Source organism: Lutimaribacter degradans (assembly GCF_023703375.1).
In the GTDB taxonomy this organism is placed as follows: domain Bacteria; phylum Pseudomonadota; class Alphaproteobacteria; order Rhodobacterales; family Rhodobacteraceae; genus Lutimaribacter; species Lutimaribacter degradans.
In genome coordinates this window covers 1-22,737 of record NZ_JAMQGO010000002.1, presented here as the reverse complement: position 1 = coordinate 22,737, position 22,737 = coordinate 1, and the positions used below count along the sequence as shown (strand labels likewise).

Genomic DNA, 22,737 nt, shown 5'->3' with positions numbered 1-22,737 from the left:
CAGCGCGCCAAGCCTGACGTGGCGTGGTGTGCGAAAGGAGGTCAACCATGGCCGGAGGATGGAGCCGGGACGGCGCGGTAAGCGAACAGATCGAGGCGTCGATAGAGGACGAGTTGAAGCGCCTGAAAGCCCGGCCCCAGCCGCAGGGTGAAAGCCGGACGGATTGCGCCGAATGCGGCGAAGAGATTCCCGAAAAGCGCCGGCAGGCGATCCCGGGCGTCAAGTTGTGCGTGGATTGCGCGTCAGAACGCGATGGGCGGGCCGCGCAGCGCGGGGGCATCAACCGGCGCGGCTCGAAGGACAGTCAGTTGAAGTGACGCATGGGGCGGTTGGGTGCGCCTATCCTGCGTTGCAGTCTGACGCGGCCGCGCCCCGGCCGCGTCATTGGCAAGGGGGCGCTCAGCCCTCCATCGCTTCAAGCTCGTCTATCATGGATTCGATCATCGACAGGCCCTTGTCCCAGAACTCGGGGTCGCTCGCATCAAGGCCGAAGGGCGCCAAGAGCGCCTTGTGATGCTTGGAGCCGCCGGCCTTGAGCATGTCGAAATACTTTTCCTGGAACCCCTCGGGGGCTTCCTCGTAAACAGCGTAAAGCGCGTTCACCAACCCATCGCCGAAGGCATAGGCATAGACGTAGAAAGGCGAGTGCACGAAATGGGGGATATAGGCCCAGAAGGTTTCATACCCGTCCATGAAATCGAAGGCCGGACCAAGGGACTCACCCTGGACGCTCATCCAGATGTCGTTGATGTCATCGGGCGTCAGCTCGCCGCCCCGGCGCGCCTCGTGCAGCTTGCATTCAAAGTCGTAAAACGCGATCTGCCGGACAACCGTGTTTATCATATCTTCAACTTTTCCGGCCAGAAGAACCTTTCTTTCCTTTTGATCCTTGGCTTTTTCCAACATTTTACGGAATGTCAGCATCTCGCCAAAAACAGATGCCGTTTCGGCCAGCGTCAGCGGGGTCGATGACAGCATTTCACCTTGTCCGGCGGCCAGCCGCTGATGCACGCCGTGGCCCAGCTCATGCGCGAGCGTCATCACGTCGCGCGGTTTGCCGAGATAGTTCAGCATCACGTAAGGATGTGCATCGGTCACGGTAGGATGGGCAAAGGCACCCGGCGCCTTGCCCGGTTTCACGGCCGCGTCGATCCAGCCCTTGGTGAAAAACGGTTCGGCCAGTTCCGCCATGCGCGGATCGAACCCGGCATAAGCCTCGGTCACAATGGCGCGGGCTTCGTCCCAGCCAACCGTCTTGGGGTTGTCCATCGGCAAGGGCGCGTTGCGGTCCCAGACCTGCATCCGGTCAAGGCCCAGCCATTTGCGCTTCAGCTCGTAATACCGATGGCTGAGGCGCGGATAGGCCGCCACCACGGCGTTGCGCAGCGCCTCGACCACCTCGGGTTCGACATCGTTCGCAAGGTGGCGGCCGGTTTGCGGGCTGGGCATGCCGCGCCAGCGGTCGATCACTTCCTTTTCCTTGGCCTGCGTGTTGTGAACGCGGGCGAAAGTCTTGACATTGGCGCCGAACACCTGCGCCAGTTCGCGTGCCGCAGCTTCGCGTTTCGCGCGATCGTGGTCGGTCAGCAGGTTCAGCGTGCCCTCGATGTTCAGCGCCTCGCCGTCGACCTCGAAGCCGAGGCTTGCGATGGTTTCATCGAAAAGCCTCTCCCAGGCGTCACCCACCACTCCCAGGTCATGCAGGAATTTTTCCAGCTCGTCCGACAGTTGGTAGGGCTTCATCGCGCGAATCCGGTCGAAAACCGCGCGGTAGCGGCCCAATTCGGCGTTCTCATCCAGCATCGCATCAAGTGCGGCGTCGTCGATCCGGTTCAGTTCCAGCGTGAAGAACACCAGCGGCGTCGTGAAATTGGTGATCTTCTCCTGCGCGTCCGACAGGAACTTGGCGCGCCCCGGATCGGTTGTCAGCTGGTAATACCGCAGCCCGGCAAAAGACATCACCCGCCCGGCGATGGCGCTGATCTGTTCGTTGCGCTGCACGCAGGTCAACAGCCCGGCGGCGTCCAAGGCGGCCAGCTTGCCCTCGTAGTCGGCGGCGAAAGCGGCACATTCCTGTTCCAGCCAGTCCAGATCCTTTTGCAGTTGGGGGTCGTCCTCGCCCTTGTAAAGATCGCTCAGATCCCATTCCGGCAGGTCGCCCAGATTGTCGGACCCGGAAGAGGCGTTGGCATCGCGGACGGGGAAGGGCAGGTGCAGCATGGGGCGTTCCTTTGTTATCAAGCGTTGAGGGCAGACATATGGCGCACGCGGCGCACTCTCAACCCTAGCCGTAGAGATCCAGCAGTGCGTGCAGGTGGTCGAGCGTGTCGGCATCCTTGATCGACAGGTCTTGCCGCCAACGCGCCATGCGGGGAAACCGCAACGCAACGCCCGACTTGTGGCGCGGGCTGCGCTGTATCCCCTCGAAGGCGATTTCGAACACGTGGTGAGGTGTGACCTGGCGAACAGGGCCGAAACGCTGGATCGTGTTCTTGCGCACCCACTGGGAAATCTGGCGAAACTCGGCATCCGTCAGCCCGGAATAGGCCTTGGTGAAGGGCACCAGCGCCTCGCCGTTGCGCACGGCAAAGGTGAAGTCGGTGAACAGGTTGGCGCGCCGCCCGTGGCCAGCCTGCGCGTATATCATGACCGCGTCGATGGTCAGCGGGTCAAGTTTCCATTTCCACCAATCCCCCTTCCTGCGACCGACGAAATAGGGGCTTTCGCGTCGTTTCAGCATCAGCCCCTCGGCGCGGGTCTCGCGGGCGGTGGCGCGGATCTTGGCCAGACCCTCCCAGCTGTCGGCCTTGACCAGGGGCGAGGGGCGCACCGGCGCGTCGTCGGGCAGGTCGGCCAACAGGATGTCGAGCGTGGCCCGCCGTGTCGAAAGCGGGCAGGCACGCATGTCGCGGCCGCGGTGTTCCAGCAGATCATAGGCCAGCAGGATCACGGGGGCCTCTCTCAACAGCTTCTTGGGCACTGTCTTGCGCCCGATGCGTTTCTGCAGGTTGTTGAAGGGCAGCGGCGACGTGCCATCCCATGCGACAAGTTCACCATCCAGAACCGTGCCCGATGGCAGAACGTCCACCGCGCGCGCCAGTTCGGGGAAACGGTCGGTCATCAGCTCTTCGCCGCGCGACCAAGTGAAATGCTGCCCCTGCCTCACGATCAACTGGCCGCGGATGCCATCCCATTTCCATTCCGCCTGCCAATCGGCGCGCGGGCCAAGGCTTTCGGGCGCATCCTCCAACTGGTGGGCCAGCGCAAAGGGGTAGGGGCGCGACAGGTCGGCGCTGGCATCCTCGGCCAGGATCAGGCGGTGCCACGTGGTGCTGTCAGCTGTCCAGTCGCCCATCAAGCGGTGGGCGATCTCGGCCTCGTCGCGGCCCACGGCCTGTGCCAGGGCGCGGGTCATCAGTTTCTGGCTGATGCCGATGCGAAAGCCGCCGGTCAACAGCTTGTTGAAAACCATGCGCTCGGTCTGGTCGAGCCCATCCCAAAGGTCGAGGATCACGGGCTTGCGCGCGGCCTCGTCCAGCGTGGCCAAATCGCGCAGCCGCGTGATCATGCCGGTCAGGCTGTGATCATCGGCGCGGCTGGACGGCGGCAGGGCCAGGGCGATGGTTTCGGCCAGGTCGCCCACGATGGCATAGCTGTCTTCGAACAGCCACAAGGGAATGTTCGCGCGCTCGGCCGCCCATTCGCGCAGCCGCGTGGTGGTGACGGCGCGTTTGGGCCTGCGGCCGGAGAACAGCGCGGCCGCCCACAGTTTGTCCGGGTCTGGGGCCGTTTCAAAATAGTCGCGCAATATATTGGTTTTACGAGATGTTTTCGTGGTCTGGTCAATCTGCGTGAAAAGCGCGGCAAAGCGTTTCATGCGGCGCCCTCGGCGTCATCCTCGTCGGTGCCGAACTCGGTCGGGACGACATGCGCATCATATCCGCTTTCCTTCAGGTATTGCGCGAAGGTTTCCGTATAACCATGCGTAACATATATGCTTTCTGCGTTCGTTTCGGTGATGGCGTGGTGCAGTTCGGGCCAGTCGGCGTGATCTGATACGACAAAGCCTCGATCCATCGCGCGGCGACGTCGTACTCCGCGCAACTGCATCCATCCGCTGGCAAATCCGGTGCTGGCTTGCCCAAACCGCCGTGCCCAGGTGCTGCCAAAGGCCGAGGGCGGCGCGATGACAAGTGCACCGGGATGCGCTTTTGCATCGAGGTCGGGTGTCACGCGGGTCGTGTTGCGCAAGGATAGCCCTTGGGCGCGCAGAATCGCGTTCACGTTTTCCACCGCCGCATGGGCCAGGATCGGTCCGGGGCCATCTTGCAGCATGTGCAGCAGTCGCTGCGCCTTGCCCAGCGAATAGGCCCCCAGCAAGCTGAACCGCCCTTCGGCCGCGTTGGATTGCCACCAGTCGAGTATGTCAGTGGCGACCTGCGCCTGCGGGCGCCAGCGGAAAACCGGCAGCCCAAAGGTGCATTCGCTGATGAATGCGTGGCAGCGGACCGGTTCGAACGGGTCGCACAAACCATCATCGCCCAGCTTGTAATCGCCCGACACCACCCAAACCTCGCCCGCCACCTCGACCCGGATTTGCGCCGAGCCGGGCACGTGGCCCGCGGGGTGAAAGCTGACAAGCGCGTCGCCGATCCGGCGCTGTTCGCCGTACCCGATGCCGTCTGCCGCAATCGCGCCCAAACGGTGGCGCATCACCGGCAGGCTAGCATGCGTGGCAAGATAGGCGCCATGGCCGGGGCGCGCGTGGTCGGCATGGGCATGTGTGATCAGCGCCCGGTCGACCGGGCGCCACGGGTCGATGTAGAACCCGCCAGCAGGGCAGAAAATCCCCCGCTCCGTAAATTGCAGAACCGCGCGCTTTGCCATGACCCTATGATAGGGCCACCTTGCCCCGGCGCCAGAGCTTGCCCTTTCCTGCGGCGGCAGTAGGGTGGCGGCAAACCGAAACCAGGAGGGATAGAATGAAATTCGTACGCTACGGCGAGCGCGGGGCCGAAAAACCCGGCGTACTGGACCACGAGGGCCGCTTGCGCGACCTGTCGGGCGTGGTGGATGATCTGGCGGGGGACGTGCTGGGCAATCTGCCGCCGGTCGATCTTGAGAATCTGCCGCTGGTCAAGGGTGAGCCGCGCATCGGCGTGCCGGTGGGCCAGATCGGCAAACTGGTGGCGATCGGCCTGAACTTCAGCGATCACGCCGCCGAGTTGAACGCCGAACCGCCCGAGATGCCCATCGTTTTCATGAAGGCGAACAGCTGCATCAACGGCCCGTTCGACCCGGTGATCCTGCCGCGCAACGCGCACAAGGCGGATTGGGAGGTCGAGCTGGGCATCGTCATTGGCAAGACCGCCAAATACGTGTCCGAGGCCGAGGCTATGGATCACGTTGCAGGCTTTACCATTGTCAATGACGTGTCCGAGCGTGAATTCCAGATGGAATGGGGCGGCCAATGGACCAAGGGCAAAAGCTGCGACACGTTCGGGCCCATCGGGCCGTGGCTGGTAACCCCGGACGAGGTGGGGGACGTGAATGCGCTGTCCATGTCGCTGGAGGTGAACGGCGAGCGGATGCAGACCGGCAACACGTCATACATGATCTTCAAGGTGCCGCATATCGTTGCGCATCTCAGCCAGATCATGACGCTGCATCCGGGCGACGTGATCGCCACGGGCACGCCGCCGGGCGTGGGCATGGGGCACAAACCTCAGAAATTCCTGAAAGAAGGCGACGTGATGTCGGCCAGCATCGAGAAGCTGGGCGCGCAGCGGCAGGAAATTCAGCGCGACGCCTAAGGCGCGCGTCAGGCCACGGCTGTGCCCGGCCGTGCCTTCGCGTTGGCATCGAACAGCGCGGTGGCACGGTCGAACACCTGGTTGCGGATGGCTGGCACCTCCATCATCACCTCGTGTTCGGCCCCGTCCAGCATGACCAGTTCGCCGTTGGGCCAGCTATCCATCCGCGCCTTGATGCGCCCCGCGTCGACGATCTGTTCCGATGTGCCCAGGAAGGCAAGGCAGGGCAGGTCGGGCGCGGGTAAATGTGCCAGCGCGCGCATTTCCACCAGGGCCTTGTGCACCCAGCGGATCGAGGGGCCACCGAGGCTGAGCGCCGGCTGCGCGTCAAGATGGCGCTTCATGTAATCGAACATGTCAGGGTCGGTCGTCAGCGGGTTGCCCTGGAACGGGGCGCTGGTGACCAGGTGCACGGGGCTGGTGCCCGGCGCCATCGTGTTGCCAAGCTGCAGGTGTGAGGCGCTCCACCCAAGCGCCCAGGCGACGGGCCGTTGCACCGGCGAAATGATGATGCCCCACATCGGCGCGGAAAAGACACAGGAGTTGACGGGCAGCCCGTTCATCACCGCGCGCAGGCCGATGCAGCCGCCCAGCGAATGGGCGATCAGGTGAAAGGGGCGGGGCAGGTCCAGCGTCTGCACGCCCTCGATTACCGCCGCGACATCGCGCTGGTAATCGGCAAAGCTGCCGACATGGCCCACGGTCGGGTCATCCAGCAGACGGTCCGCCAGGCCCTGGCAGCGCCAATCTATGGCCAGGGTGGCATACCCGCGTGCGGCCAGGTCGACGGCCGCGCGGCCGTATTTCTCACCATACTCGGTGCGGCCCGGAAACAGCAGGACCGTGCCCCGTGCCCCCTTGCAGGGCCAGACGGTTATACGGATGCGCACATCGTCCGACGTGCGCAACCACCAGGCGGCACCGTTTTCGGGGCCTTCGGCCAGATGGTCAAAAAACGGCGCCTTTTCCATGGATCAGGCCAGCACGCTGCCCAGCTTCATGGCCAGGCCCATGTCGCCATCGACGGTCAGCTTGCCCGACATGAAGGCGGCGGTGGGGTTGATATCGCCCGACAGCATCGACTGGAACGTATCGGCATCGGCGGTCAGAGTGACATCGGTCTCTTCGTCGCTGGCGCGCGCACCATCGCTGTCGATCACTACGGCGCCTTCGCCTTCAATCACGAATTTCGCGGTGCCGTCGAAATCGGCGCCACTCATCTTTTCGTTCAGCGCGGAAACGGCTGCTTCGATCACGTCGCTCATGTGTCTCATCCTTTTTTGATCCGCCGGGGGCTGGTCTTGGGCCGTCGGCGCGTTAAACTATCCCCTGTTATGAGCATCCGACGCTTCAATCTCAAACATATCCTCGCGGCAAGCGTGCTGATGGTCACGTTTTCCCTACCCGTTTTCGCGCAAGAGGCGGATCTGGCACCGCTTTACGAGCGGCTGAAAAACGCCGAGCAGGTCGATTCGAAATCTATCACGCGCGAAATTCGCATGAAATGGGCGCAAAGCGGGTCGGATTCGATGGATTTGCTGCTTCAACGGGGCAAGGACGCGCTGGAACGGGGCGAACATGACGCGGCGATCGAGCATTTCTCGGCCGTGATCGACCATGCGCCGAATTTCGCCGAAGCCTATCATGGCCGTGCGCAGGCGTATTTTGCCGAAGACATGGCCGGCCCCGCGCTGGCCGATCTTGAACAGGCATTGCTGATCAACCCGCAACATTTCGACGCGCTTTACGGGTTGGCAACCGTGCTGGAGCAGGTGAACCAGCCCGAACTTGCCTATGACACCTATGCGCTTGTCCTTGCCCTGCACCCGCATTACGACAAGGCCAAGGCAGCGCGCGCCCGGCTTGAAACGCAGGTCGAGGGCCGCGAACTCTGACAGGCGGGGGGCGACATGGCCCAAAACGCGCGGATCACGGCGGTTCTGGGGCCGACGAATACCGGTAAGACGCATTACGCGATCGAACGGATGCTGGGCTATCGCACCGGCATCATCGGCTTGCCGCTGCGGCTGCTGGCGCGCGAGGTCTATGACAAGATCGTCGCATTGTGCGGTCCCTCGGTCGTGGCGCTTGTCACCGGCGAGGAGCGCATCGTGCCCGAGCGGGCAAAATACTGGGTCTGCACGGTCGAGGCGATGCCCGAGGGGCTGGGTTGCGATTTCCTGGCCGTGGATGAAATCCAGCTTTGCGCCGACCCCGAGCGCGGCCATGTCTTCACCGATCGCCTGTTGCGGTCGCGCGGGTTGAACGAAACGGTTTTCCTGGGGTCCGACACTATGCGCCAGACCATCACGGCGCTGGTGCCCGACGCGCAGTTCATGCATCGCGAGCGGATGTCGCAACTTTCGTATCTAGGTTCGAAAAAGATAAGCCGGATGCAGCCACGAAGCGCAATCGTCGGTTTTTCGGTTGAAAATGTATATGCGATTGCCGAGCTTCTGCGCCGTCAAAAGGGGGGCGCCGCGGTCGTTATGGGGGCGCTTTCGCCGCGCACGCGCAACGCGCAGGTCGATCTGTACCAGAATGGCGAAGTCGATTACCTGGTGGCGACTGATGCCATCGGCATGGGCTTGAACCTGGATATCAACCATGTCGCCTTTTCCTCGTTGTCCAAGTTCGACGGGCGTCGCATGCGGCAATTGGCGCCGAACGAATTGGCCCAGATCGCGGGTCGCGCGGGGCGGGGCATGTCGGATGGCACTTTCGGCGTCACGGGCGAGGCGCCGCCCATTGCCGACGAAGTGGCGCAGGCGATTTGCGATCACCGGTTTACCCCGATCCGTAAACTGCAATGGCGCAATCCGGACCTGAATTTCGGCTCGCCCGAGGCGCTGATCGGCTCGCTCGAACGCAATCCGGGCGACGAACTGTTGGTGCGCACCCGCGACAGCGATGACCTGTTGGCGTTGAAATCGCTTGCCGATCTGGGCGAGGTGCGGGCCCGCGCGTCGGATGCCCGCGCTGTGCGGCTGCTTTGGGATGTCTGCCGCGTCCCCGATTTCCGTGGCATCAGCCATGCCGAGCACGCCGGGTTGCTGGAACGGATTTTCGGGTTTCTGCACGAAAGCGGCCGGGTGCCCGATGACTGGCTGGCCCGGCAGGTCCGCCGGATCGACCGCACCGATGGCGATATCGACGCACTGTCGAAACGCTTGGCATACATCCGCACATGGACCTACGTTGCGCAGCGCAACGGCTGGGTGCATGATGAAAGCCATTGGCGCGGCGAAACCCGCGCGGTAGAAGACCGCTTGTCAGATGCGCTTCACACTCGTCTGACACAAAGATTTGTGGATCGGCGCACCAGCGTGCTTTTGCGCCGGCTCAAGCAGAAGGAGGCCCTTTTGGCCGAAGTGAATGACAAGGGTGAAGTGACCGTCGAGGGCGAATTCGCCGGGCGGTTGGAGGGGTTCCGGTTCCGTCAGGACAAGGACGCGACCGGGCAGGAGGCCAAAACGCTGCGCAGCGCGTCGTTGCAGGCGCTGGTGCCGCATTTCCATCTGCGGGCCGATCGGTTCTACAACTCCCCCGATACCGAGATCGACTTTACCGAGCAGGGCGGTCTCATGTGGGGTGAGCAGGCTGTGGGCAAGCTGGTGGCCGGGGCCGATCCGCTCAAGCCGCAGGTGCATGGTTTCGTCGATGACGAGGCCGGCCCGGACGTGCGCCAGAAGGTCGAACGCCGCTTGCAGCATTTCATTGACCGCAAGATTGCGGCGCTGTTCGAGCCGCTTCTGGCCATGAGCCGCGACGAGGCCCTGACCGGGCTGGCGCGCGGTTTTGCCTTTCGCATGGTCGAAGGGCTGGGCGTGCTGCCACGCGGGCAGGTGGCCGATGACGTCAAGGCCCTGGACCAGGACGCGCGCGGCGCCCTGCGCAAGCATGGCGTGCGGTTTGGCCAGTTCACGATCTTCATGCCGCTATTGCTGAAGCCGGCGCCCACGCGGCTGCGGCTGGTGCTGTGGGGCTTGGCGCAGGGTCTTGATACCTTCCCCGAGGCGCCGCCGCCCGGGCTGGTGACCGTGCCGGCCGATAATGGCGCGCCGCAGGGCTACCACGCGATGGCGGGTTACCGCGCTGCGGGTGAACGCGCGATTCGAATCGACATGCTTGAACGTCTTGCCGATATGCTGCGCGGGCAGGACAGCCGCGCCGGGTTCGAGGCGACAGCCGACATGCTGTCGATCACCGGCATGACGCTGGAGCAATTCGCCGACCTGATGCAGGGCCTGGGCTACAAGGCCGAAAAGGGCGAGCGCGAAAAGGTGAAACCCGTGGACGAGGCGGTTGACGCTGCCGCACAGGATGCCGCGCAAGCCGCAGACGCCGATGTTGAAGCGGCAGAGGCGCCGGTGGCAGCCGATGCGGTGGCGGACATCCCCGACGAGGGCGTTGCCCCCATAGCCGAAGAACCACCCGCCGAAGCAGAGGTGCCCGCCGACAACCCCGAGGCCAGCGAAGGCGAAGTCCCCGTGGGCGATGCCCCCGATGCCGCGGCGGACGCGCCCGAGATCGAGGTTTATTACACCTTCACCTGGGCCGGTCGCGCCCGTGGCGGACGCCGCCCCGATGCGCAGGGCCAGGCCAAGGGCCGTGGCAAGCCGCCAGCCAAGGGCAAGGGCCGCCCGCCCAAGGGCAAGGGCCAACGCCGCGAGCAAGGGGCCAAAAGCTATTCCGCCGCGCCGAAAAAGGCTGACAAGATCGACCCGGACAACCCCTTTGCCGCCGCGCTGATGGGGCTGAAAGACAAGGGGTGATCGCGGGTGTCCGATGCGCCCCGGATTCGGCTGGACAAGTGGCTATATCACGCGCGATTTGCAAAATCGCGCGGGGTCGCCTCTGACATGGTTGGTGCGGGGCACGTGCGGGTAAATGGTGACAAGGCGGGTAAACCGGCGCACAAGGTGGGGCCGGGCGACGTGCTGACATTTGCCAAGGCCGGTCGCGTGCACGTGGTGCGCATCGTGGCCATCGGTGTAAGGCGCGGCCCGGCGGCCGAGGCAAAGGGTCTTTACGATGATCTGAGTGCGCCACCGGCCGATCCGCCGGCCCGCGCGCCGCGTTATGACAATGTTCATGGCGACGGTGGCCGCCCGACCAAACGTGATCGGCGAAAGATCGACGCAGCGCGACGCAGGGTGCTTGATTGATCCGGCGCGCTGGTCTAGGTCACGAGGCAACCGTCAAGAATACGAGACAGTCATGACCTACGTCGTTATAGATAACTGCATTTCCTGCAAATACACCGATTGCGTCGAGGTCTGCCCGGTCGATTGTTTCTATGAAGGCGAGAACATGCTCGTCATCCATCCCGATGAATGCATCGATTGCGGGGTGTGTGAGCCGGAATGCCCCGCCGACGCGATCCGCCCGGACACCGAGCCTGACATGGAACAATGGGTCGAGTTCAATCGCAAGTACTCGGAAATGTGGCCGGTCATCATCACCAAGAAAGACCCGCTGCCCGACGCCGAAGAGCGCGACGGCGAAACCGGGAAACTGGAAAAATATTTCAGCGAGGCTCCGGGCGAAGGCGGATAACCGATTCGCAACTTTGACGATTGTGACGTAAGGTTAGATCGGGTCGCCGGCTGTTCTGCATAGTTGACATTTGTAAAAAACGGCAGATTCGGCGCCCTTTAGGGTGAATTTTGCGCGTGCCCTGTTTTTATGGTAATGTCACAGCCATATGACAACAAGCACCTGACGCACCGGACCGGATGCTGCCACCCGGTTTTTTCTAAATTCTGTTTTCACGACGGGGTCGTATCGGCCGCGCCGTGAAGATTGTCGCCGGATGATGAGCGTCCGTTGCAAGGAAGGACTGAATGAGCAAATCCAAGAAAGCCGAGTTCCGGCCCAATGAATACGTGGTCTACCCCGCCCATGGCGTAGGACAGATCGTGTCGATCGAAGAGCAGGAAATTGCCGGCATCGCGCTGGAACTGTTCGTCATTTCGTTCGAGAAGGACAAGATGACGCTGCGCGTGCCAACACACAAGGCGACCGAGGTCGGAATGCGCAGCCTGTCGAGCCCCGACGTGGTCAGCCAGGCCATGAAAACCCTCAAGGGCAAGGCCAAGGTCAAGCGCGCGATGTGGTCGCGCCGGGCCCAGGAATACGAGCAAAAGATCAACTCGGGCGATCTGATCGCCATTGCCGAGGTTGTGCGCGACCTGCATCGCACCGACGACCAGCGCGAGCAGAGCTATTCCGAGCGCCAGCTTTACGAAGCGGCGCTGGAGCGCCTGACCCGCGAGGTGGCCGCCGTGGCGGGCGGCGACGAAACGGACGCCGCCAAGCAGGTTGACGAAGCGCTGCTGTCACGCGCCGCGTGACGACACGCCCTTGATGATTGGCCGCGTCCCAAACAGGGCGCGGCCTTTTTCATGGCACCAATGCCAGCAGGATCGCGATTTCGCAGCATTGCTGCGTCGCGCCCAGCACATCGCCGGTTTGCCCGCCGATCCGCGCCCGTGCCAGTCGCGCCACGGCCAGCGCGCTTAACAGCGCGGCGGCGGTGGCCCAGAACGCGGTTGCCAGCCCACCCAGCAGCACGGCGGCAAGCAAGCCCAGTGCCAGCGCGACCGTCGCTGCCCGTGCATCTGGCCGGCCGACCTGGTGTGACAGGCCGGTGTCGCGGGCATGGGGCAGGGCGGCCATCAGCGCAGGCATCGCCGCGCGGCTGCCCATGGCGGCGATAATCAGCGGCGCGACAACCCAACCCTTGGCAAAAAGTGCGGTCAGCGCCGCCCATCGCAGCCCCACGCCCAATACCAGCGCCAGCACGCCATAGGCGCCGATCCGGCTGTCCTTCATGATCTCCAGCCGCCTGTCGCGCGTCCAGCCGCCCCAGAAACCGTCTGCACAATCGGCCAGCCCGTCTTCGTGCAGGGCGCCGGTGACCACGATCAGCGCGGCCAGCGCCAGCCCGGCGGCCAACGCGGGTGTCAGCCCCAGCGCCAGGGCGGCCCAACCCAGCACCCCGGCCAGGCCCGCCACCACCGCGCCGGCCAGCGGATAGGCCCAGGCAGCCCGCGCGCCACGTGCCGTGATGTCGTCGTGCAGGCGCACGGGCAGGCGCGTGAGCAAGCCGATGGCGGCCAGGATATCGGCCGCGCGAAAGGCGGCCTTGTCGGTTTCGGGTGGCGGCATTGTCAGAACGCTCCTTGTCGTCAGGCTACCGTCGGTTAAACACGGAGAGACAACGCCAATCAACGAGAGTTCCGATGCCTGACACGATTGCCCACCTGCAAGACCTGCGCGCGCGCCTGGCCGCTGCGCCGGTCGCCGACGCCTCTGCCCTTGATGCTGCGCGCAACCGCAACGAGCAGTTGACCAAGCCGCCCGGCGCGTTGGGCCGGTTAGAGGATCTGGCGATCTGGATGGGCGGTTGGCAGGGCACGGACCGGCCCCGCGCCAACCATCCGCAAGTGGTTGTTTTTGCAGGAAACCATGGCGTCACCGCGCGGGGGGTCAGCGCCTTTCCGGCCGAAGTGACAGCCCAGATGGTGCTGAATTTCCAGGCCGGCGGCGCCGCGATCAACCAACTGGCAAAGCAATTCGGCGCGAGGATGGATGTGCACGCGCTGGAACTGGACACACCCACCGCAGATTTCACCCTTGCCCCCGCGATGGACGAAGGTGAGTTCCTGCGTGCGCTGCAAGCGGGCTGGAACGCCGTCGCCCCCGAGGCCGACCTGCTGGTGACGGGCGAGATGGGCATTGGCAACACCACATCCGCCGCTGCCGTGGCGCTTGCCCTTTACGGGGGGGAGGCTGCCGATTGGGTCGGGCGCGGCACCGGCGTGGACGACGCCGGGCTTGCGCTGAAAGCCGAGGTGGTCACGGCGGGCGCGGCTAAACATTCCGGCGTCACGGGGCTTGAGGTGCTGCGCTGTCTAGGCGGGCGCGAACTTGCGGCAATGGCAGGGGCCATCGCCCGGGCGCGGGTTCTGCGTATCCCGGTGATCCTCGACGGGTTCATCTGCACGGCTGCCGCCGCCTGTCTTGTGGCCGAGCACCCCGCTGCGCTGGATCACTGTCTGGCCGGTCACGTCAGCGTAGAGCCGGGTCACGCCCGCTTGCTGGAGCATCTAGGCAAAGAGCCGCTCTTGCAGTTGGGGCTGCGTCTGGGCGAGGGGTCGGGCGCGGCGCTGGCCATTGGCGTGGTACAGGGTGCGGTGGCGTGCCATTCGGGCATGGCCACATTCGCCGAGGCGGGGGTAAGTGACGGCTGAACCGCGCTATTTTCGATAATCGATAGGGCGCAGGGGGCCGGTATTGGCCAGTGTCTCGGCGCCTTCGACAATATCGGTATTCTGGGCGGCGGCCACCTGCCAGCCCGCGTCGCGCCGCTGTGCCACGAAACTCAGGATCGTGCGGCGCGGGCCGGCAACGCGGCCATCGGGCAGGCGTTGGCCCGTCAGGGTAAAACGGCATTGCACCACCGCCACCGCCTCGCCCAACCGTTTCACCCTCACAACGCCCGGTTTCAGCGTGGTTTCGGCAAAGAAACTGCGCAGGGCGTAATCATGTGCGCGTTCGATATCCGCGCGGTCGTGCCACCACACGCCCACGACATTCACGAATTCCGCATCCTTGGTAAACAGCGCGGCCAGCGCGCGCGCATCGCGCGCCATCCAGGCATCGGCGAAAGCGCGGGGGATATCCTCGGGGCGGTCGGGCAGGGCGGTCAATACGGGTGGTCCCGCCCGTCCCAGGTGCGAAAGCAGCCGGTGGTGGCCATGTCCAGTTCGTCAAACCGTTGCATGAGCCCGGCCGCCGCCGCCTCTGCCGTGATCTCGGCCGTGAGGCCGCCCATGTCTGTCTGCACCCAGCCGGGATGGTAAATACCCACGGCGACGCCCAGATGTGCAAGGTCGGCAGACAGGTTGCGGCCCAGGTTCAGCGCAGCAGCCTTTGACGCGCGGTAGATATAGCTGCCGCCCGGCGCACGGGCATCGCTGGCCATCTGCGAAGAGATGATGGCAATGCGCGGCCGCGCGGCCATCTGCAGGTTGGGCAGCAGCTCTTGCACCGTCAGGAACACGCCCGTGACATTCACGGCAAAGGTTTCCGCCCACATCTCGGGCGGATAGCCATCGGCAAGGTTCTGGCCCTTGTCGGGGTATATCCCGGCGTTGCACACCAGCAGGTCGACGGGTTGCGCATCAAGCGCCGTACCCAGGGCGCGGATATCGTCGGGGCGCGTAACATCCAGCCGGATCAGCCCGCCATCGCCGCTGCGCGAGGTGCCAGTGACGTTGTCGCCCCGCGCGGTGTAGCCCTGCATCAGGCCTTGGCCGATACCGCGGCTGGCGCCGGTGATGACCATGTGCATGGGCGTTTCTCCTGCATCGGGGCCGGGGCGTCTGTGCCCAGGCTAGTTCGATTTGCGCCCGGGAATGAAGGGCAGTGGCGCGACGGGCACGCCGTCTTCGATCAGTTTCTTCGCCTCGTCCGGGCGCGCCTCGCCATATATTGCACGCTCGGGTGCGGTGCCTTCGTGGATGGCGCGCGCCTCTTGTGCGAATTTCATACCCACGTAATCGCTGTTCTGCTCGATCTTGCGGCGCAGGTCGGCCATGGCCTGTTCGGCCGGGCTGGCCGGTGCCGACAGCGGCGTGGGCGAGGCCCCGGGCGCTGGCACGGGCTTGTCGGTGGTGCGCACGGCAGGCGCCATCAGCGCCTTTTCAACCCGGTCAGATCCGCAAACAGCACAAGACACCAAGCCGGCGCCTTTGAGCTTGTCGAAGGCATCGGCGGATTGGAACCAGCTTTCGAAGCGGTGGCCTTCATCGCATTTGAGCGTGAATTGAATCATGAACGAGACCTCTGCAAGTTCGACAGTTTACATAACATCGGTGCCTGCAAGATCAAGCTATCGCCGCCAGCCCTGCGGGTCGAAATCGCGAAGCAGGGCGGCCAGGTCGGGCTCGGTCACGCGGGCGATGGCCTTCTTGCGGCCAAACCACTTGCGGCGGCGTTGCTTTGCCTCGGGGAAATCGGAATCAAGCGATTTGACCTCGACCGGAAATATCAACGCAACGCAGGGCAATACCCGCCCGCGCCCCACGACCTTGCGATAGGAATACACCCCGATCGGATCCTTGCCCGCGCGACCACGCACGCCGGCCTCTTCCCATGCCTCGCGCAGGGCGGTCTTGGCCGGTGACTTGCCCTTCATCGGCCAGCCCTTGGGCAGTATCCACCGCCCCGTTCCGCGCGAGGTGACCAGCAGGAACTGCGGCTTGTCCTTGCGCAAGCGATAGCACAAGGCGGCGTATTGCGTGTGCACGCCTACCTGGTGCGACAGCGCGGTTTTCGGTGCAAAATTTCGCGCCACCCGGTGCCTCCTGCGCGGTTGCCTGCCCATGCCGACTGTTGCGTGAAAGCGGGGTGCGATCAAGCGGCGATTGTTGCGCTTGTGCAGGGCAGGGTGCGGGGGTAATCGGATGGCATGCAGCCTGAACAAAGCCATATGCAGCACATGCGCGCCATCATGGTGCTGGGCCTGCCCCTGATCGGCAGCCACCTGGCGCAGTTTGCCGTGACGTTGACCGATGCGATCATGCTGGGTTGGTATGATGTCGAGGTGCTGGCCCAGCAAGTGCTGGGCGGTATGTTGTTTTTCGTGCTGTTCATCATGGGCTCGGGCTTTGCCTGGGCGGTCATGCCCATGGTGGCCGAGGCCGAAAGTGCGGGCCGCATCACCGAGGTGCGCCGGGTTACACGCATGGCGCAATGGCTGTCGATGCTGTTCGGCGCGGCGGCGATGCCGGTTTTCTGGTGGTCGGCGCCTTTGCTGGACCTGGCCGGCCAGCAACCCGCCGTGGCGCAGGGCGCGCAGGATTACCTGCGGATCGCCGGTTGGGCCATCTTTCCGGCGCTTGTGGTGATGGTGCTGAAATCCTACCTGTCGGCGCTGGAGCGCGCGCAGGTTGTCTTGTGGGTGACCGTGGCGGCGGTGGGTGTGAACATACTGGTCAATTACGCGTTGATCTTTGGCAATTGGGGCGCGCCCGAGCTGGGCATACGCGGTGCGGCCATCGCATCGCTTGCGGTGCAGGGCGTATCGGCGCTGGCGCTGATCGTCTATGCCGCGCTGGTCACGCCGGAACACGCGCTGTTCCAGCGCCTGTGGCGCCCCGATTGGGAGGCGTTCGGCGCTGTCTTTCGACTGGGCTGGCCCATCGGCATCACCAACCTGGCCGAGGTGGGGCTGTTCGGCGCCTCGTCGCTTATGATGGGCTGGCTGGGCACCTTGCCGCTGGCCGCGCATGGTATCGCGCTGCAGATCACATCGGCCATGTTCATGGTGCACCTGGGCCTGTCCAATGCCGCCACTGTCCGCGCGGGCCGGGCACTGGGGCGGGGGGATCTGCCGGGGCTTCGGCGCGGGGGGAAGGTTATCATCGCGGTGTCCGCAGTGATGGTGACATTGACAGTTGTCTTGTTCGTGTTGGCGCCAGAGCCCCTGATGGCCCTGTTCTTGTCGCCCGACGACCCCGAGCGCGGCGCGGTGATCGTCATCGGCGTGGGGCTGTTGGCGGCCGCGGCGCTGTTTCAGCTGGTGGACGCGGCACAGGTCATGGCGCTGGGGCTGTTGCGCGGGGTGCAGGATACGCGCGTGCCGATGGTCATCGCGGCGTTCAGCTATTGGGCGGTGGGCGTGCCGTTCAGCTATGTCCTTGGGTTTCCGCTTGGCCTTGGCGGTGTCGGCGTCTGGCTGGGCCTGGCGATCGGGCTGGCGCTGGCCGGCGTGTTCATGATGTGGCGGTTCTGGCGGATCAGCCTGCCGCGCTTGTCAGCCGCGCAAGCGGCGTGATCGCCAGTTTCCGCCGGGCTGGCCTGGCGGCGACCAGCGAGCTCACTCCTCCTTGAGGCCACGTTGGGCGAGCATCCTGTCGGCCTTCTTGCGCACCAGCACCGTGCGCAGATCGTGCATGGCCAAAAGCAACGTGTCCGTCACCAGCTCAAGCTGCTCTTCGGTGGCGCGTGATTGCGCCCAATGCGTGGTCTGGTTCAGGTGATCGACGGTGCGATGGATATCGTCGATATCGCGTTCCGCCAGCACCCGCACGCGCTGGGCCATCCAGTCGCGGATCGCGGCCAGATCTTCTTCCGACAGCGGGCGGTCGCCATGCGGCTTGATCTGGCCGTTGTTGATGTTGACGACAGCGATCTGATCCATCTCGATCCGCCTTTGGCGGTTCTCGGTGTCAACACGGAACACGAACGCCCCGTTGTCACGGACGCGAAAGTAATACGGGGGAAGTTCGCCTGCCATATGTGTCTCTGTGCTCGCCTGCTTTGTGGGCCTACATCAATTCGCTGCAAAAGTCGCCTATCCGTTTGCATGCCTCGGACAGCACGTCGTCGGACGTGGCGTAACTGATACGGAAGCAGGGCGACAGGCCAAAGGCGGCGCCGAACACCACCGCCACGCCGGTGGCATCCAGCAGCGCGGTAGCAAAGATCTCGTCGCTTTCGATCAGAATGCCATCGGGTGTCCTCTTGCCGATCAAACCCGCGATCGAAGGATAGACATAGAACGCCCCCTCGGGGCGGGGGCAGGTGATGCCGGGAATGGCGTTCAGGGTGTCGACCACCAGGTTGCGGCGGCGCAGAAAGGCCAGGTTGTGCCGGTCGATGAAATCATGCGGACCGTTGAGCGCGGCCACTGCCGCCCATTGGCTGATCGAGCAGGGGTTCGAGGTGGATTGCGATTGCACCTTGCGCATGGCCGCGATCAGCGGCTCGGGGCCGGCGGCATAGCCGATGCGCCACCCGGTCATGCAGTAAGCCTTGGACACGCCGTTGACCGTGAGCGTGCGGTCGTAAAGCGCGGCCTCGACCTGTGCGGGGGTGCAGAATTCGAACCCATCATAAGCCAGGTGTTCGTACATGTCGTCGGTAAGCACATGCACATGCGGATGGCGCAGCAACACATCTGTCAGGGTTTTCAATTCGGAATGGCTGTAGCCCGCGCCGGTGGGGTTCGAGGGCGAGTTGAACAGGAACCACTTGGTGTTGCGGGTGATCGCGGAGTCAAGCTGCTCTGCCGTGATCTTGAAATCGTTTTCCAGCCGCGCCTCGACGATGACGGGCTGACCGCCCGCCAAAAGTACCATGTCGGGATAGCTGACCCAGTATGGCGCGGGTATCACCACCTCGTCGCCAGGGTTCAGCGTGGCCATCAGCGCGTTGTACAGCACTTGCTTGCCGCCGCTGCCCACGCTGACCTGCGCGGGTGCGTAGGCCAACCCGTTGTCGCGGGCGAACTTGTCGCAAATGGCCTGTTTCAGCTCGGAGATGCCATCGACCTGGGTGTAGCGGGTGTGCCCCGCCTCGATCGCGGCAACCGCCGCGGCGCGAATATGGTCGGGCGTGTCGAAGTCGGGTTCGCCCGCGCTGAGCGCGATGATGTCGCGCCCCTGCGCCTTCAACTCGGCTGCGCGGTTCGACATCGCGATGGTGGGTGACGGTTTTACGCGAGAAAGCGTCTGTGACAGGAAGGACATGGATCACCCCAGGTTTTAATCGCTGTTGCGTTGTCTTAGGCTTGGCCTCAAAAGCGATCAAGCGTCATCAGAGGAACACGACACATGGAAAACACCGGCTCGAACGACTGGTATGGCCCCGAAGCGGCCACTTTCGGTGACAGGTTGGCCGCGGCCCGCGAAGCGGCGGGCATGACGCAGAAACAACTGGCCAAGCGGCTTGGCGTCAAGTTGACCACGTTGAGCGGTTGGGAAAACGACCTGAGCGAGCCACGCGCCAACCGTCTGTCGATGATGGCGGGCATCCTGAACGTTTCGATCATGTGGCTGTTGACCGGCGAGGGCAACGGCATTGCCGCGCCCGAGGACGAAGAAGCGATTCCCCCCGCCATCAATGATCTTCTGGTCGAGATTCGTGACCTCAAGGCGCAGATCGGTGCCTCGGCCGACCGCCTGGGCCGGTTGGAAAAGAAGTTGCGCCTGACGCTGAAATCCGGCACCTGAGGTGGCATGATCGAACCGCGCGACATACGTCTGAAACGGCTACGCATGCGCTCGATGCGGCGTGGCATCAAGGAAATGGACATGATCCTTATCCGCTATTCGCAGGCGCGTCTTGACGCGCTTCCCGAGGCGGAGCTCGATGTCTATGAGTCGCTGTTGTCGGAAAACGATCAGGATCTTTATCAATGGGTCTCGGGCCAGGCGGCCCCGCCCGGCCGGTTCAGCGCCCTGATCGGCGATATTCGCGACACCATCGGCAACGCGGAATAGATCGCATTTCACGACCCGTTTTCGGCGTTTAACCGATTATTCGCCTTTGTGCGCCAGTGTCCCTATCCGAGCAGTCACGCACGGAGACACGGACAGATGAGCATGCACAGCAGATTGCCCACGCCTGGGCAGCAGGGGTTTATGACCGGCTATCTCGAGGCGCTCGCACTGGTCGAGCGGCTGCATCGCTTGCTGATCGATGTCATCAAGGATGAGTTCGAGCGGCTGGGTATCCTCGATATCAACGCGGTCCAGGCCCTGTTGCTGTTCAATATCGGCGATAACGAGGTAACGGCGGGCGAATTGAAAAGCCGCGGATATTACCAAGGCAGCAATGTCAGCTACAACCTGAAAAAACTGGTGGAAATGGGCTATATGCACCACCAGCGGTGCGAGATCGACCGCCGCGCTGTCCGGGTGCGGCTGACGCAGAAGGGGCGAAATATCCGCGATGTCGTGAGCGGCCTGTTCGCCCGTCATGCCGACGGCTTGCAAGAGCACGGCGTTCTGGGCACCGACGGCATTGACGAGATCACCCATTCCCTGCGCCGCGTCGAACGCTATTGGAGCGATCAGATCCGTTATATCTACTGACTGGTCGCGGGGTGGGCGGGCCGTACCAGGGCCCGCCCGATCCAGATCTGCGCCGGCGAATGACCGTGACCCGGTTTTACCGGCGGTCATCCACGGGGCCGTTGTTTACCAGTGGCCGGTGTTTTCCATGCTTGCCCAGGGTTCGGCCGGGGCCAGCGGGTCGCCCATCTGCAACAGCTCGATCGAGATATTGTCGGGGCTGCGCACGAAGGCCATGCGCCCGTCGCGCGGCGGGCGGTTGATCGTCACGCCGTTATCCAGCAGGTGCTGGCACATCTCGTAGATATTATCGACCGCATAGGCGATATGCCCGAAATGCCGGCTGTCGGATGGCAGGCCATCGTCGCCATCCCAGTTGTAGGTCAGTTCTATCGGGCATTCCTCTTGGCCCTCGGGGGCCATGAAAACAAGGCTGAACTGGCCTTCCTCGCTGTCGTATTGACGCGTCTTCTTGAGGCCCAGCAGCTCGTAGAACGCCATGCTTTTTTCCAGGTCCTTCACGCGCACCATGGTGTGCAGGTATTTCAGGGTCACTTTTTTCTCCCTCGTGTCTGGTGAATTGGTATGTCGACTCGGTGCCCGATGATAGCGCGGTCGCGCGGGTTGCAAAGCGGCGGACAGCCCGGTTGCTTCTCTGTTCGGTCAGGCCGGCAAGCGGCTTGACGCCCCGCATGACCGGCTTTCGAAAACGTGATGTCGCGGGGCAAAAACCGCATCGTTCCGCCGGTTGCCCGGTGCCGTGGTGAACAAGCTCAGGTAATCGGAAATACCGGCGCGGCGCAACCCGGTCGGGGCGTGCGCGCGCTGGCGTGGCGGGGGCACCGGGCAGCCGCGCCCGCGCCGCTGGCATGACCACCTTGATCATGCCCTTTGCGGCAAGGGGGGCGTCAAAAAGCGCATTTCCTCCGCAAGCTGCCGAATATAGCCGTTTTTGCCGCCCTCTCCGCAAGATATAGTGGTGCGGCGACTCGCCCGGAACAGAAAGGATGCGCCATGACGCTCTCGCCCGAACAGCAGGCTGAAATCGACGAACTGCGCGGCGCCGCGCAGCCAACGCTGCGCGCGGTGGCGCCCGGCATGGAAAAGCACCTTTATTCCGCGATCCCCGTGCTGGATCACGGCTTTGTCCGGGTGATCGATTACATGGGCGACGATGCCGCCATCTGCCAGGCCGCGCGGGTAAGCTATGGCAAGGGCACCAAAAGCGTGCAGAACGACGAGGGGCTGATCCGCTACCTGATGCGGCACTGGCACTCGACCCCGTTCGAGATGTGCGAGATCAAGCTGCACGTGAAATTGCCCGTGTTCGTCGCGCGGCAATGGATCCGGCACCGCACCGCCAATGTGAACGAGTATTCCGCGCGCTATTCGATCCTGGATCGGGAGTTCTATATCCCCGCGCCCGAGGCGCTGGCCGCGCAATCGGTGGTCAACAACCAGGGACGTGGCGCGGCGCTGGAAGGGGAAGAGGCCGAGCGCGTCTTGCGTTACCTGCGCGACGACGCGATGCGCGCCTATGACCATTACGAGGAAATGATTTCGCAAGACGGCCAGCAGGGCCTTGCCCGCGAACTGGCCCGCATGAACCTGCCCGCGAACATCTATACCCAGTGGTACTGGAAGGTCGACCTGCACAACCTGTTGCATTTCCTGCGCCTGCGCGCCGACACCCACGCGCAATACGAAATCCGCGTCTATGCCGATGCGATCTGCAACGTGGTGGCCGACTGGGTGCCCTTTGCCTACAAGGCCTTCGAAGATTACCGCATGGGTGGCGCCACGCTGAGCGCCACAGCCCTTGATTGTATACGGCGGATGTTGAAAGGTGAAGAAGTGACGCAGGAAAACTCCGGCATGTCCAAGGGGGAATGGCGGGAGTTCGTGGGGGTTTTAGGGTAAAGCTTTGTTGACAGATGAACAAGTCTTGGAACGGTTAGGCTCAGGACTCATAGCCAATAAATGACGAGCGCCGCGAGTGCGATGGCGGAGAGGAAGACCTTTGGGCATCTGTCGTATCGGGTCGCCACACGTCG

At 63.7% G+C, this 22,737-nt stretch carries 26 protein-coding genes and 1 pseudogene; 13 read left to right on the top strand and 14 right to left on the bottom strand.

Going from position 1 to position 22,737, the window contains the following annotated elements; all coding sequences use genetic code 11:
• Nucleotides 1-47 precede the first annotated feature (47 nt).
• On the top strand, nucleotides 48-317 hold the full coding sequence (locus M8744_RS04515; protein ID WP_251410147.1) for a DksA/TraR family C4-type zinc finger protein: 270 nt from the start codon (nucleotides 48-50) through the stop codon (nucleotides 315-317).
• A gap of 82 nt (nucleotides 318-399) precedes the next feature.
• On the opposite strand, the gene M8744_RS04510 is transcribed toward M8744_RS04515, so the two are convergent.
• The 3 genes from M8744_RS04510 to M8744_RS04500 form a co-directional block, all read right to left on the bottom strand.
• Nucleotides 400-2,220 (bottom strand): M3 family oligoendopeptidase, encoded by a 1,821-nt coding sequence (locus M8744_RS04510; RefSeq protein ID WP_251410144.1) that lies wholly within the window; start codon nucleotides 2,218-2,220, stop codon nucleotides 400-402.
• Between the two features lie 64 nt (nucleotides 2,221-2,284).
• The gene (locus M8744_RS04505) at nucleotides 2,285-3,877 is read right to left on the bottom strand and encodes an ATP-dependent DNA ligase (RefSeq protein WP_251410141.1); all 1,593 of its coding nucleotides are present in this window, start codon (nucleotides 3,875-3,877) and stop codon (nucleotides 2,285-2,287) included.
• Nucleotides 3,874-4,887, bottom strand: a complete 1,014-nt coding sequence (locus tag M8744_RS04500) for a ligase-associated DNA damage response exonuclease (RefSeq protein ID WP_251410138.1) — start codon at nucleotides 4,885-4,887, stop codon at nucleotides 3,874-3,876. The genes M8744_RS04505 and M8744_RS04500 overlap by 4 nt, the downstream gene beginning before the upstream one ends.
• A gap of 95 nt (nucleotides 4,888-4,982) precedes the next feature.
• On the opposite strand from M8744_RS04500, the gene M8744_RS04495 reads away from it, so the two are divergent.
• The gene (locus M8744_RS04495) at nucleotides 4,983-5,813 is read left to right on the top strand and encodes a fumarylacetoacetate hydrolase family protein (RefSeq protein ID WP_251410135.1); all 831 of its coding nucleotides are present in this window, start codon (nucleotides 4,983-4,985) and stop codon (nucleotides 5,811-5,813) included.
• An 8-nt stretch (nucleotides 5,814-5,821) separates the two neighbouring features.
• Here M8744_RS04495 and M8744_RS04490 read toward each other — a convergent pair whose 3' ends face one another.
• Both M8744_RS04490 and M8744_RS04485 read right to left on the bottom strand, forming a co-directional pair.
• A complete protein-coding gene (locus M8744_RS04490; RefSeq protein WP_251410132.1) occupies nucleotides 5,822-6,784 on the bottom strand; it encodes an alpha/beta hydrolase in 963 nt (320 codons plus the stop codon).
• A gap of 3 nt (nucleotides 6,785-6,787) precedes the next feature.
• Nucleotides 6,788-7,078 carry an SCP2 sterol-binding domain-containing protein gene (locus tag M8744_RS04485; protein WP_251410129.1) on the bottom strand — a complete coding sequence of 97 codons (291 nt, stop codon included), beginning with the start codon at nucleotides 7,076-7,078 and terminating at the stop codon, nucleotides 6,788-6,790.
• 69 nt (nucleotides 7,079-7,147) lie between these two features.
• Here M8744_RS04485 and M8744_RS04480 point away from each other — a divergent pair, with 69 nt between their 5' ends.
• The 5 genes from M8744_RS04480 (at nucleotide 7,148) to M8744_RS04460 (ending at nucleotide 12,169) form a co-directional block, all read left to right on the top strand.
• Nucleotides 7,148-7,708 carry a tetratricopeptide repeat protein gene (locus tag M8744_RS04480; RefSeq protein ID WP_251410125.1) on the top strand — a complete coding sequence of 187 codons (561 nt, stop codon included), beginning with the start codon at nucleotides 7,148-7,150 and terminating at the stop codon, nucleotides 7,706-7,708.
• 15 nt (nucleotides 7,709-7,723) lie between these two features.
• The gene (locus tag M8744_RS04475) at nucleotides 7,724-10,588 is read left to right on the top strand and encodes a helicase-related protein (protein WP_251410123.1); all 2,865 of its coding nucleotides are present in this window, start codon (nucleotides 7,724-7,726) and stop codon (nucleotides 10,586-10,588) included.
• Nucleotides 10,589-10,594: 6 nt separating this feature from the next.
• A complete protein-coding gene (locus M8744_RS04470) occupies nucleotides 10,595-10,981 on the top strand; it encodes an RNA-binding S4 domain-containing protein (protein ID WP_251410120.1) in 387 nt (128 codons plus the stop codon).
• Between the two features lie 52 nt (nucleotides 10,982-11,033).
• Nucleotides 11,034-11,372 (top strand): ferredoxin FdxA, encoded by a 339-nt coding sequence (gene fdxA / locus M8744_RS04465; protein WP_251410118.1) that lies wholly within the window; start codon nucleotides 11,034-11,036, stop codon nucleotides 11,370-11,372.
• A gap of 287 nt (nucleotides 11,373-11,659) precedes the next feature.
• Nucleotides 11,660-12,169: a CarD family transcriptional regulator gene (locus tag M8744_RS04460; RefSeq protein WP_251410115.1), complete on the top strand. Its 510-nt coding sequence runs from the start codon at nucleotides 11,660-11,662 to the stop codon at nucleotides 12,167-12,169.
• 49 nt (nucleotides 12,170-12,218) lie between these two features.
• On the opposite strand, the gene cobS is transcribed toward M8744_RS04460, so the two are convergent.
• Nucleotides 12,219-12,986: an adenosylcobinamide-GDP ribazoletransferase gene (gene cobS, locus M8744_RS04455; RefSeq protein ID WP_251410112.1), complete on the bottom strand. Its 768-nt coding sequence runs from the start codon at nucleotides 12,984-12,986 to the stop codon at nucleotides 12,219-12,221.
• Between the two features lie 74 nt (nucleotides 12,987-13,060).
• Between cobS and cobT the strand changes: the two genes are divergently transcribed.
• Nucleotides 13,061-14,071, top strand: a complete 1,011-nt coding sequence (gene cobT, locus M8744_RS04450; RefSeq protein WP_251410110.1) for a nicotinate-nucleotide--dimethylbenzimidazole phosphoribosyltransferase — start codon at nucleotides 13,061-13,063, stop codon at nucleotides 14,069-14,071.
• A gap of 6 nt (nucleotides 14,072-14,077) precedes the next feature.
• Here cobT and M8744_RS04445 read toward each other — a convergent pair whose 3' ends face one another.
• From M8744_RS04445 to M8744_RS04430, 4 genes are read right to left on the bottom strand one after another with little or no spacing between them, the layout of a single operon-like run.
• Complete coding sequence (locus M8744_RS04445) at nucleotides 14,078-14,530, bottom strand: SgcJ/EcaC family oxidoreductase (protein WP_251410108.1); 453 nt, start codon at nucleotides 14,528-14,530, stop codon at nucleotides 14,078-14,080.
• Nucleotides 14,527-15,174, bottom strand: coding sequence for an SDR family NAD(P)-dependent oxidoreductase (locus tag M8744_RS04440; protein ID WP_251410105.1), 648 nt, complete (start codon nucleotides 15,172-15,174; stop codon nucleotides 14,527-14,529). The genes M8744_RS04445 and M8744_RS04440 overlap by 4 nt, the downstream gene beginning before the upstream one ends.
• 42 nt (nucleotides 15,175-15,216) lie before the next feature.
• Nucleotides 15,217-15,657 (bottom strand): DUF1178 family protein, encoded by a 441-nt coding sequence (locus M8744_RS04435; RefSeq protein WP_251410102.1) that lies wholly within the window; start codon nucleotides 15,655-15,657, stop codon nucleotides 15,217-15,219.
• Nucleotides 15,658-15,714: 57 nt separating this feature from the next.
• The gene (locus M8744_RS04430) at nucleotides 15,715-16,179 is read right to left on the bottom strand and encodes an NUDIX hydrolase (RefSeq protein WP_251410099.1); all 465 of its coding nucleotides are present in this window, start codon (nucleotides 16,177-16,179) and stop codon (nucleotides 15,715-15,717) included.
• A gap of 114 nt (nucleotides 16,180-16,293) precedes the next feature.
• On the opposite strand from M8744_RS04430, the gene M8744_RS04425 reads away from it, so the two are divergent.
• On the top strand, nucleotides 16,294-17,661 hold the full coding sequence (locus M8744_RS04425; protein ID WP_251410097.1) for an MATE family efflux transporter: 1,368 nt from the start codon (nucleotides 16,294-16,296) through the stop codon (nucleotides 17,659-17,661).
• A gap of 42 nt (nucleotides 17,662-17,703) precedes the next feature.
• On the opposite strand, the gene M8744_RS04420 is transcribed toward M8744_RS04425, so the two are convergent.
• Both M8744_RS04420 and M8744_RS04415 read right to left on the bottom strand, forming a co-directional pair.
• Entirely contained in the window at nucleotides 17,704-18,123 is a 420-nt protein-coding gene (locus tag M8744_RS04420) for a hypothetical protein (protein ID WP_251410095.1), read from the bottom strand.
• A 31-nt stretch (nucleotides 18,124-18,154) separates the two neighbouring features.
• A complete protein-coding gene (locus M8744_RS04415) occupies nucleotides 18,155-19,357 on the bottom strand; it encodes a pyridoxal phosphate-dependent aminotransferase (protein WP_251410091.1) in 1,203 nt (400 codons plus the stop codon).
• Between the two features lie 84 nt (nucleotides 19,358-19,441).
• Between M8744_RS04415 and M8744_RS04410 the strand changes: the two genes are divergently transcribed.
• The 3 genes from M8744_RS04410 (at nucleotide 19,442) to M8744_RS04400 (ending at nucleotide 20,704) form a co-directional block, all read left to right on the top strand.
• Nucleotides 19,442-19,840, top strand: coding sequence for a helix-turn-helix domain-containing protein (locus M8744_RS04410; protein ID WP_251410088.1), 399 nt, complete (start codon nucleotides 19,442-19,444; stop codon nucleotides 19,838-19,840).
• Nucleotides 19,841-19,846: 6 nt separating this feature from the next.
• Nucleotides 19,847-20,110 (top strand): FAD assembly factor SdhE, encoded by a 264-nt coding sequence (locus M8744_RS04405; RefSeq protein WP_251410085.1) that lies wholly within the window; start codon nucleotides 19,847-19,849, stop codon nucleotides 20,108-20,110.
• Nucleotides 20,111-20,206: 96 nt separating this feature from the next.
• On the top strand, nucleotides 20,207-20,704 hold the full coding sequence (locus M8744_RS04400) for a MarR family winged helix-turn-helix transcriptional regulator (protein WP_251410083.1): 498 nt from the start codon (nucleotides 20,207-20,209) through the stop codon (nucleotides 20,702-20,704).
• 105 nt (nucleotides 20,705-20,809) lie between these two features.
• Here M8744_RS04400 and M8744_RS04395 read toward each other — a convergent pair whose 3' ends face one another.
• Nucleotides 20,810-21,238, bottom strand: coding sequence for a VOC family protein (locus M8744_RS04395; RefSeq protein WP_251410080.1), 429 nt, complete (start codon nucleotides 21,236-21,238; stop codon nucleotides 20,810-20,812).
• 459 nt (nucleotides 21,239-21,697) lie between these two features.
• Between M8744_RS04395 and thyX the strand changes: the two genes are divergently transcribed.
• Complete coding sequence (thyX, locus tag M8744_RS04390; RefSeq protein WP_251410077.1) at nucleotides 21,698-22,603, top strand: FAD-dependent thymidylate synthase; 906 nt, start codon at nucleotides 21,698-21,700, stop codon at nucleotides 22,601-22,603.
• A 47-nt stretch (nucleotides 22,604-22,650) separates the two neighbouring features.
• Here thyX and M8744_RS04385 read toward each other — a convergent pair.
• Nucleotides 22,651-22,737 (bottom strand): annotated as a pseudogene (locus M8744_RS04385) (IS5/IS1182 family transposase); the annotation flags it as partial.

Excerpts from the sequence above, each read along its gene's own strand:
- M8744_RS04515 (WP_251410147.1), top strand. The coding sequence starts at position 48 with ATGGCCGGAGGATGGAGCCGGGACGGCGCGGTAAGCGAACAGATCGAG.
- M8744_RS04510 (WP_251410144.1), bottom strand. The coding sequence starts at position 2,220 with ATGCTGCACCTGCCCTTCCCCGTCCGCGATGCCAACGCCTCTTCCGGG.
- M8744_RS04505 (WP_251410141.1), bottom strand. The coding sequence starts at position 3,877 with ATGAAACGCTTTGCCGCGCTTTTCACGCAGATTGACCAGACCACGAAA.
- M8744_RS04500 (WP_251410138.1), bottom strand. The coding sequence starts at position 4,887 with ATGGCAAAGCGCGCGGTTCTGCAATTTACGGAGCGGGGGATTTTCTGC.
- M8744_RS04495 (WP_251410135.1), top strand. The coding sequence starts at position 4,983 with ATGAAATTCGTACGCTACGGCGAGCGCGGGGCCGAAAAACCCGGCGTA.
- M8744_RS04490 (WP_251410132.1), bottom strand. The coding sequence starts at position 6,784 with ATGGAAAAGGCGCCGTTTTTTGACCATCTGGCCGAAGGCCCCGAAAAC.
- M8744_RS04485 (WP_251410129.1), bottom strand. The coding sequence starts at position 7,078 with ATGAGCGACGTGATCGAAGCAGCCGTTTCCGCGCTGAACGAAAAGATG.
- M8744_RS04480 (WP_251410125.1), top strand. The coding sequence starts at position 7,148 with ATGAGCATCCGACGCTTCAATCTCAAACATATCCTCGCGGCAAGCGTG.
- M8744_RS04475 (WP_251410123.1), top strand. The coding sequence starts at position 7,724 with ATGGCCCAAAACGCGCGGATCACGGCGGTTCTGGGGCCGACGAATACC.
- fdxA (WP_251410118.1), top strand. The coding sequence starts at position 11,034 with ATGACCTACGTCGTTATAGATAACTGCATTTCCTGCAAATACACCGAT.
- M8744_RS04460 (WP_251410115.1), top strand. The coding sequence starts at position 11,660 with ATGAGCAAATCCAAGAAAGCCGAGTTCCGGCCCAATGAATACGTGGTC.
- cobS (WP_251410112.1), bottom strand. The coding sequence starts at position 12,986 with ATGCCGCCACCCGAAACCGACAAGGCCGCCTTTCGCGCGGCCGATATC.
- cobT (WP_251410110.1), top strand. The coding sequence starts at position 13,061 with ATGCCTGACACGATTGCCCACCTGCAAGACCTGCGCGCGCGCCTGGCC.
- M8744_RS04440 (WP_251410105.1), bottom strand. The coding sequence starts at position 15,174 with ATGCACATGGTCATCACCGGCGCCAGCCGCGGTATCGGCCAAGGCCTG.
- M8744_RS04435 (WP_251410102.1), bottom strand. The coding sequence starts at position 15,657 with ATGATTCAATTCACGCTCAAATGCGATGAAGGCCACCGCTTCGAAAGC.
- M8744_RS04425 (WP_251410097.1), top strand. The coding sequence starts at position 16,294 with ATGCAGCCTGAACAAAGCCATATGCAGCACATGCGCGCCATCATGGTG.
- M8744_RS04420 (WP_251410095.1), bottom strand. The coding sequence starts at position 18,123 with ATGGCAGGCGAACTTCCCCCGTATTACTTTCGCGTCCGTGACAACGGG.
- M8744_RS04415 (WP_251410091.1), bottom strand. The coding sequence starts at position 19,357 with ATGTCCTTCCTGTCACAGACGCTTTCTCGCGTAAAACCGTCACCCACC.
- M8744_RS04410 (WP_251410088.1), top strand. The coding sequence starts at position 19,442 with ATGGAAAACACCGGCTCGAACGACTGGTATGGCCCCGAAGCGGCCACT.
- M8744_RS04405 (WP_251410085.1), top strand. The coding sequence starts at position 19,847 with ATGATCGAACCGCGCGACATACGTCTGAAACGGCTACGCATGCGCTCG.
- M8744_RS04400 (WP_251410083.1), top strand. The coding sequence starts at position 20,207 with ATGAGCATGCACAGCAGATTGCCCACGCCTGGGCAGCAGGGGTTTATG.
- thyX (WP_251410077.1), top strand. The coding sequence starts at position 21,698 with ATGACGCTCTCGCCCGAACAGCAGGCTGAAATCGACGAACTGCGCGGC.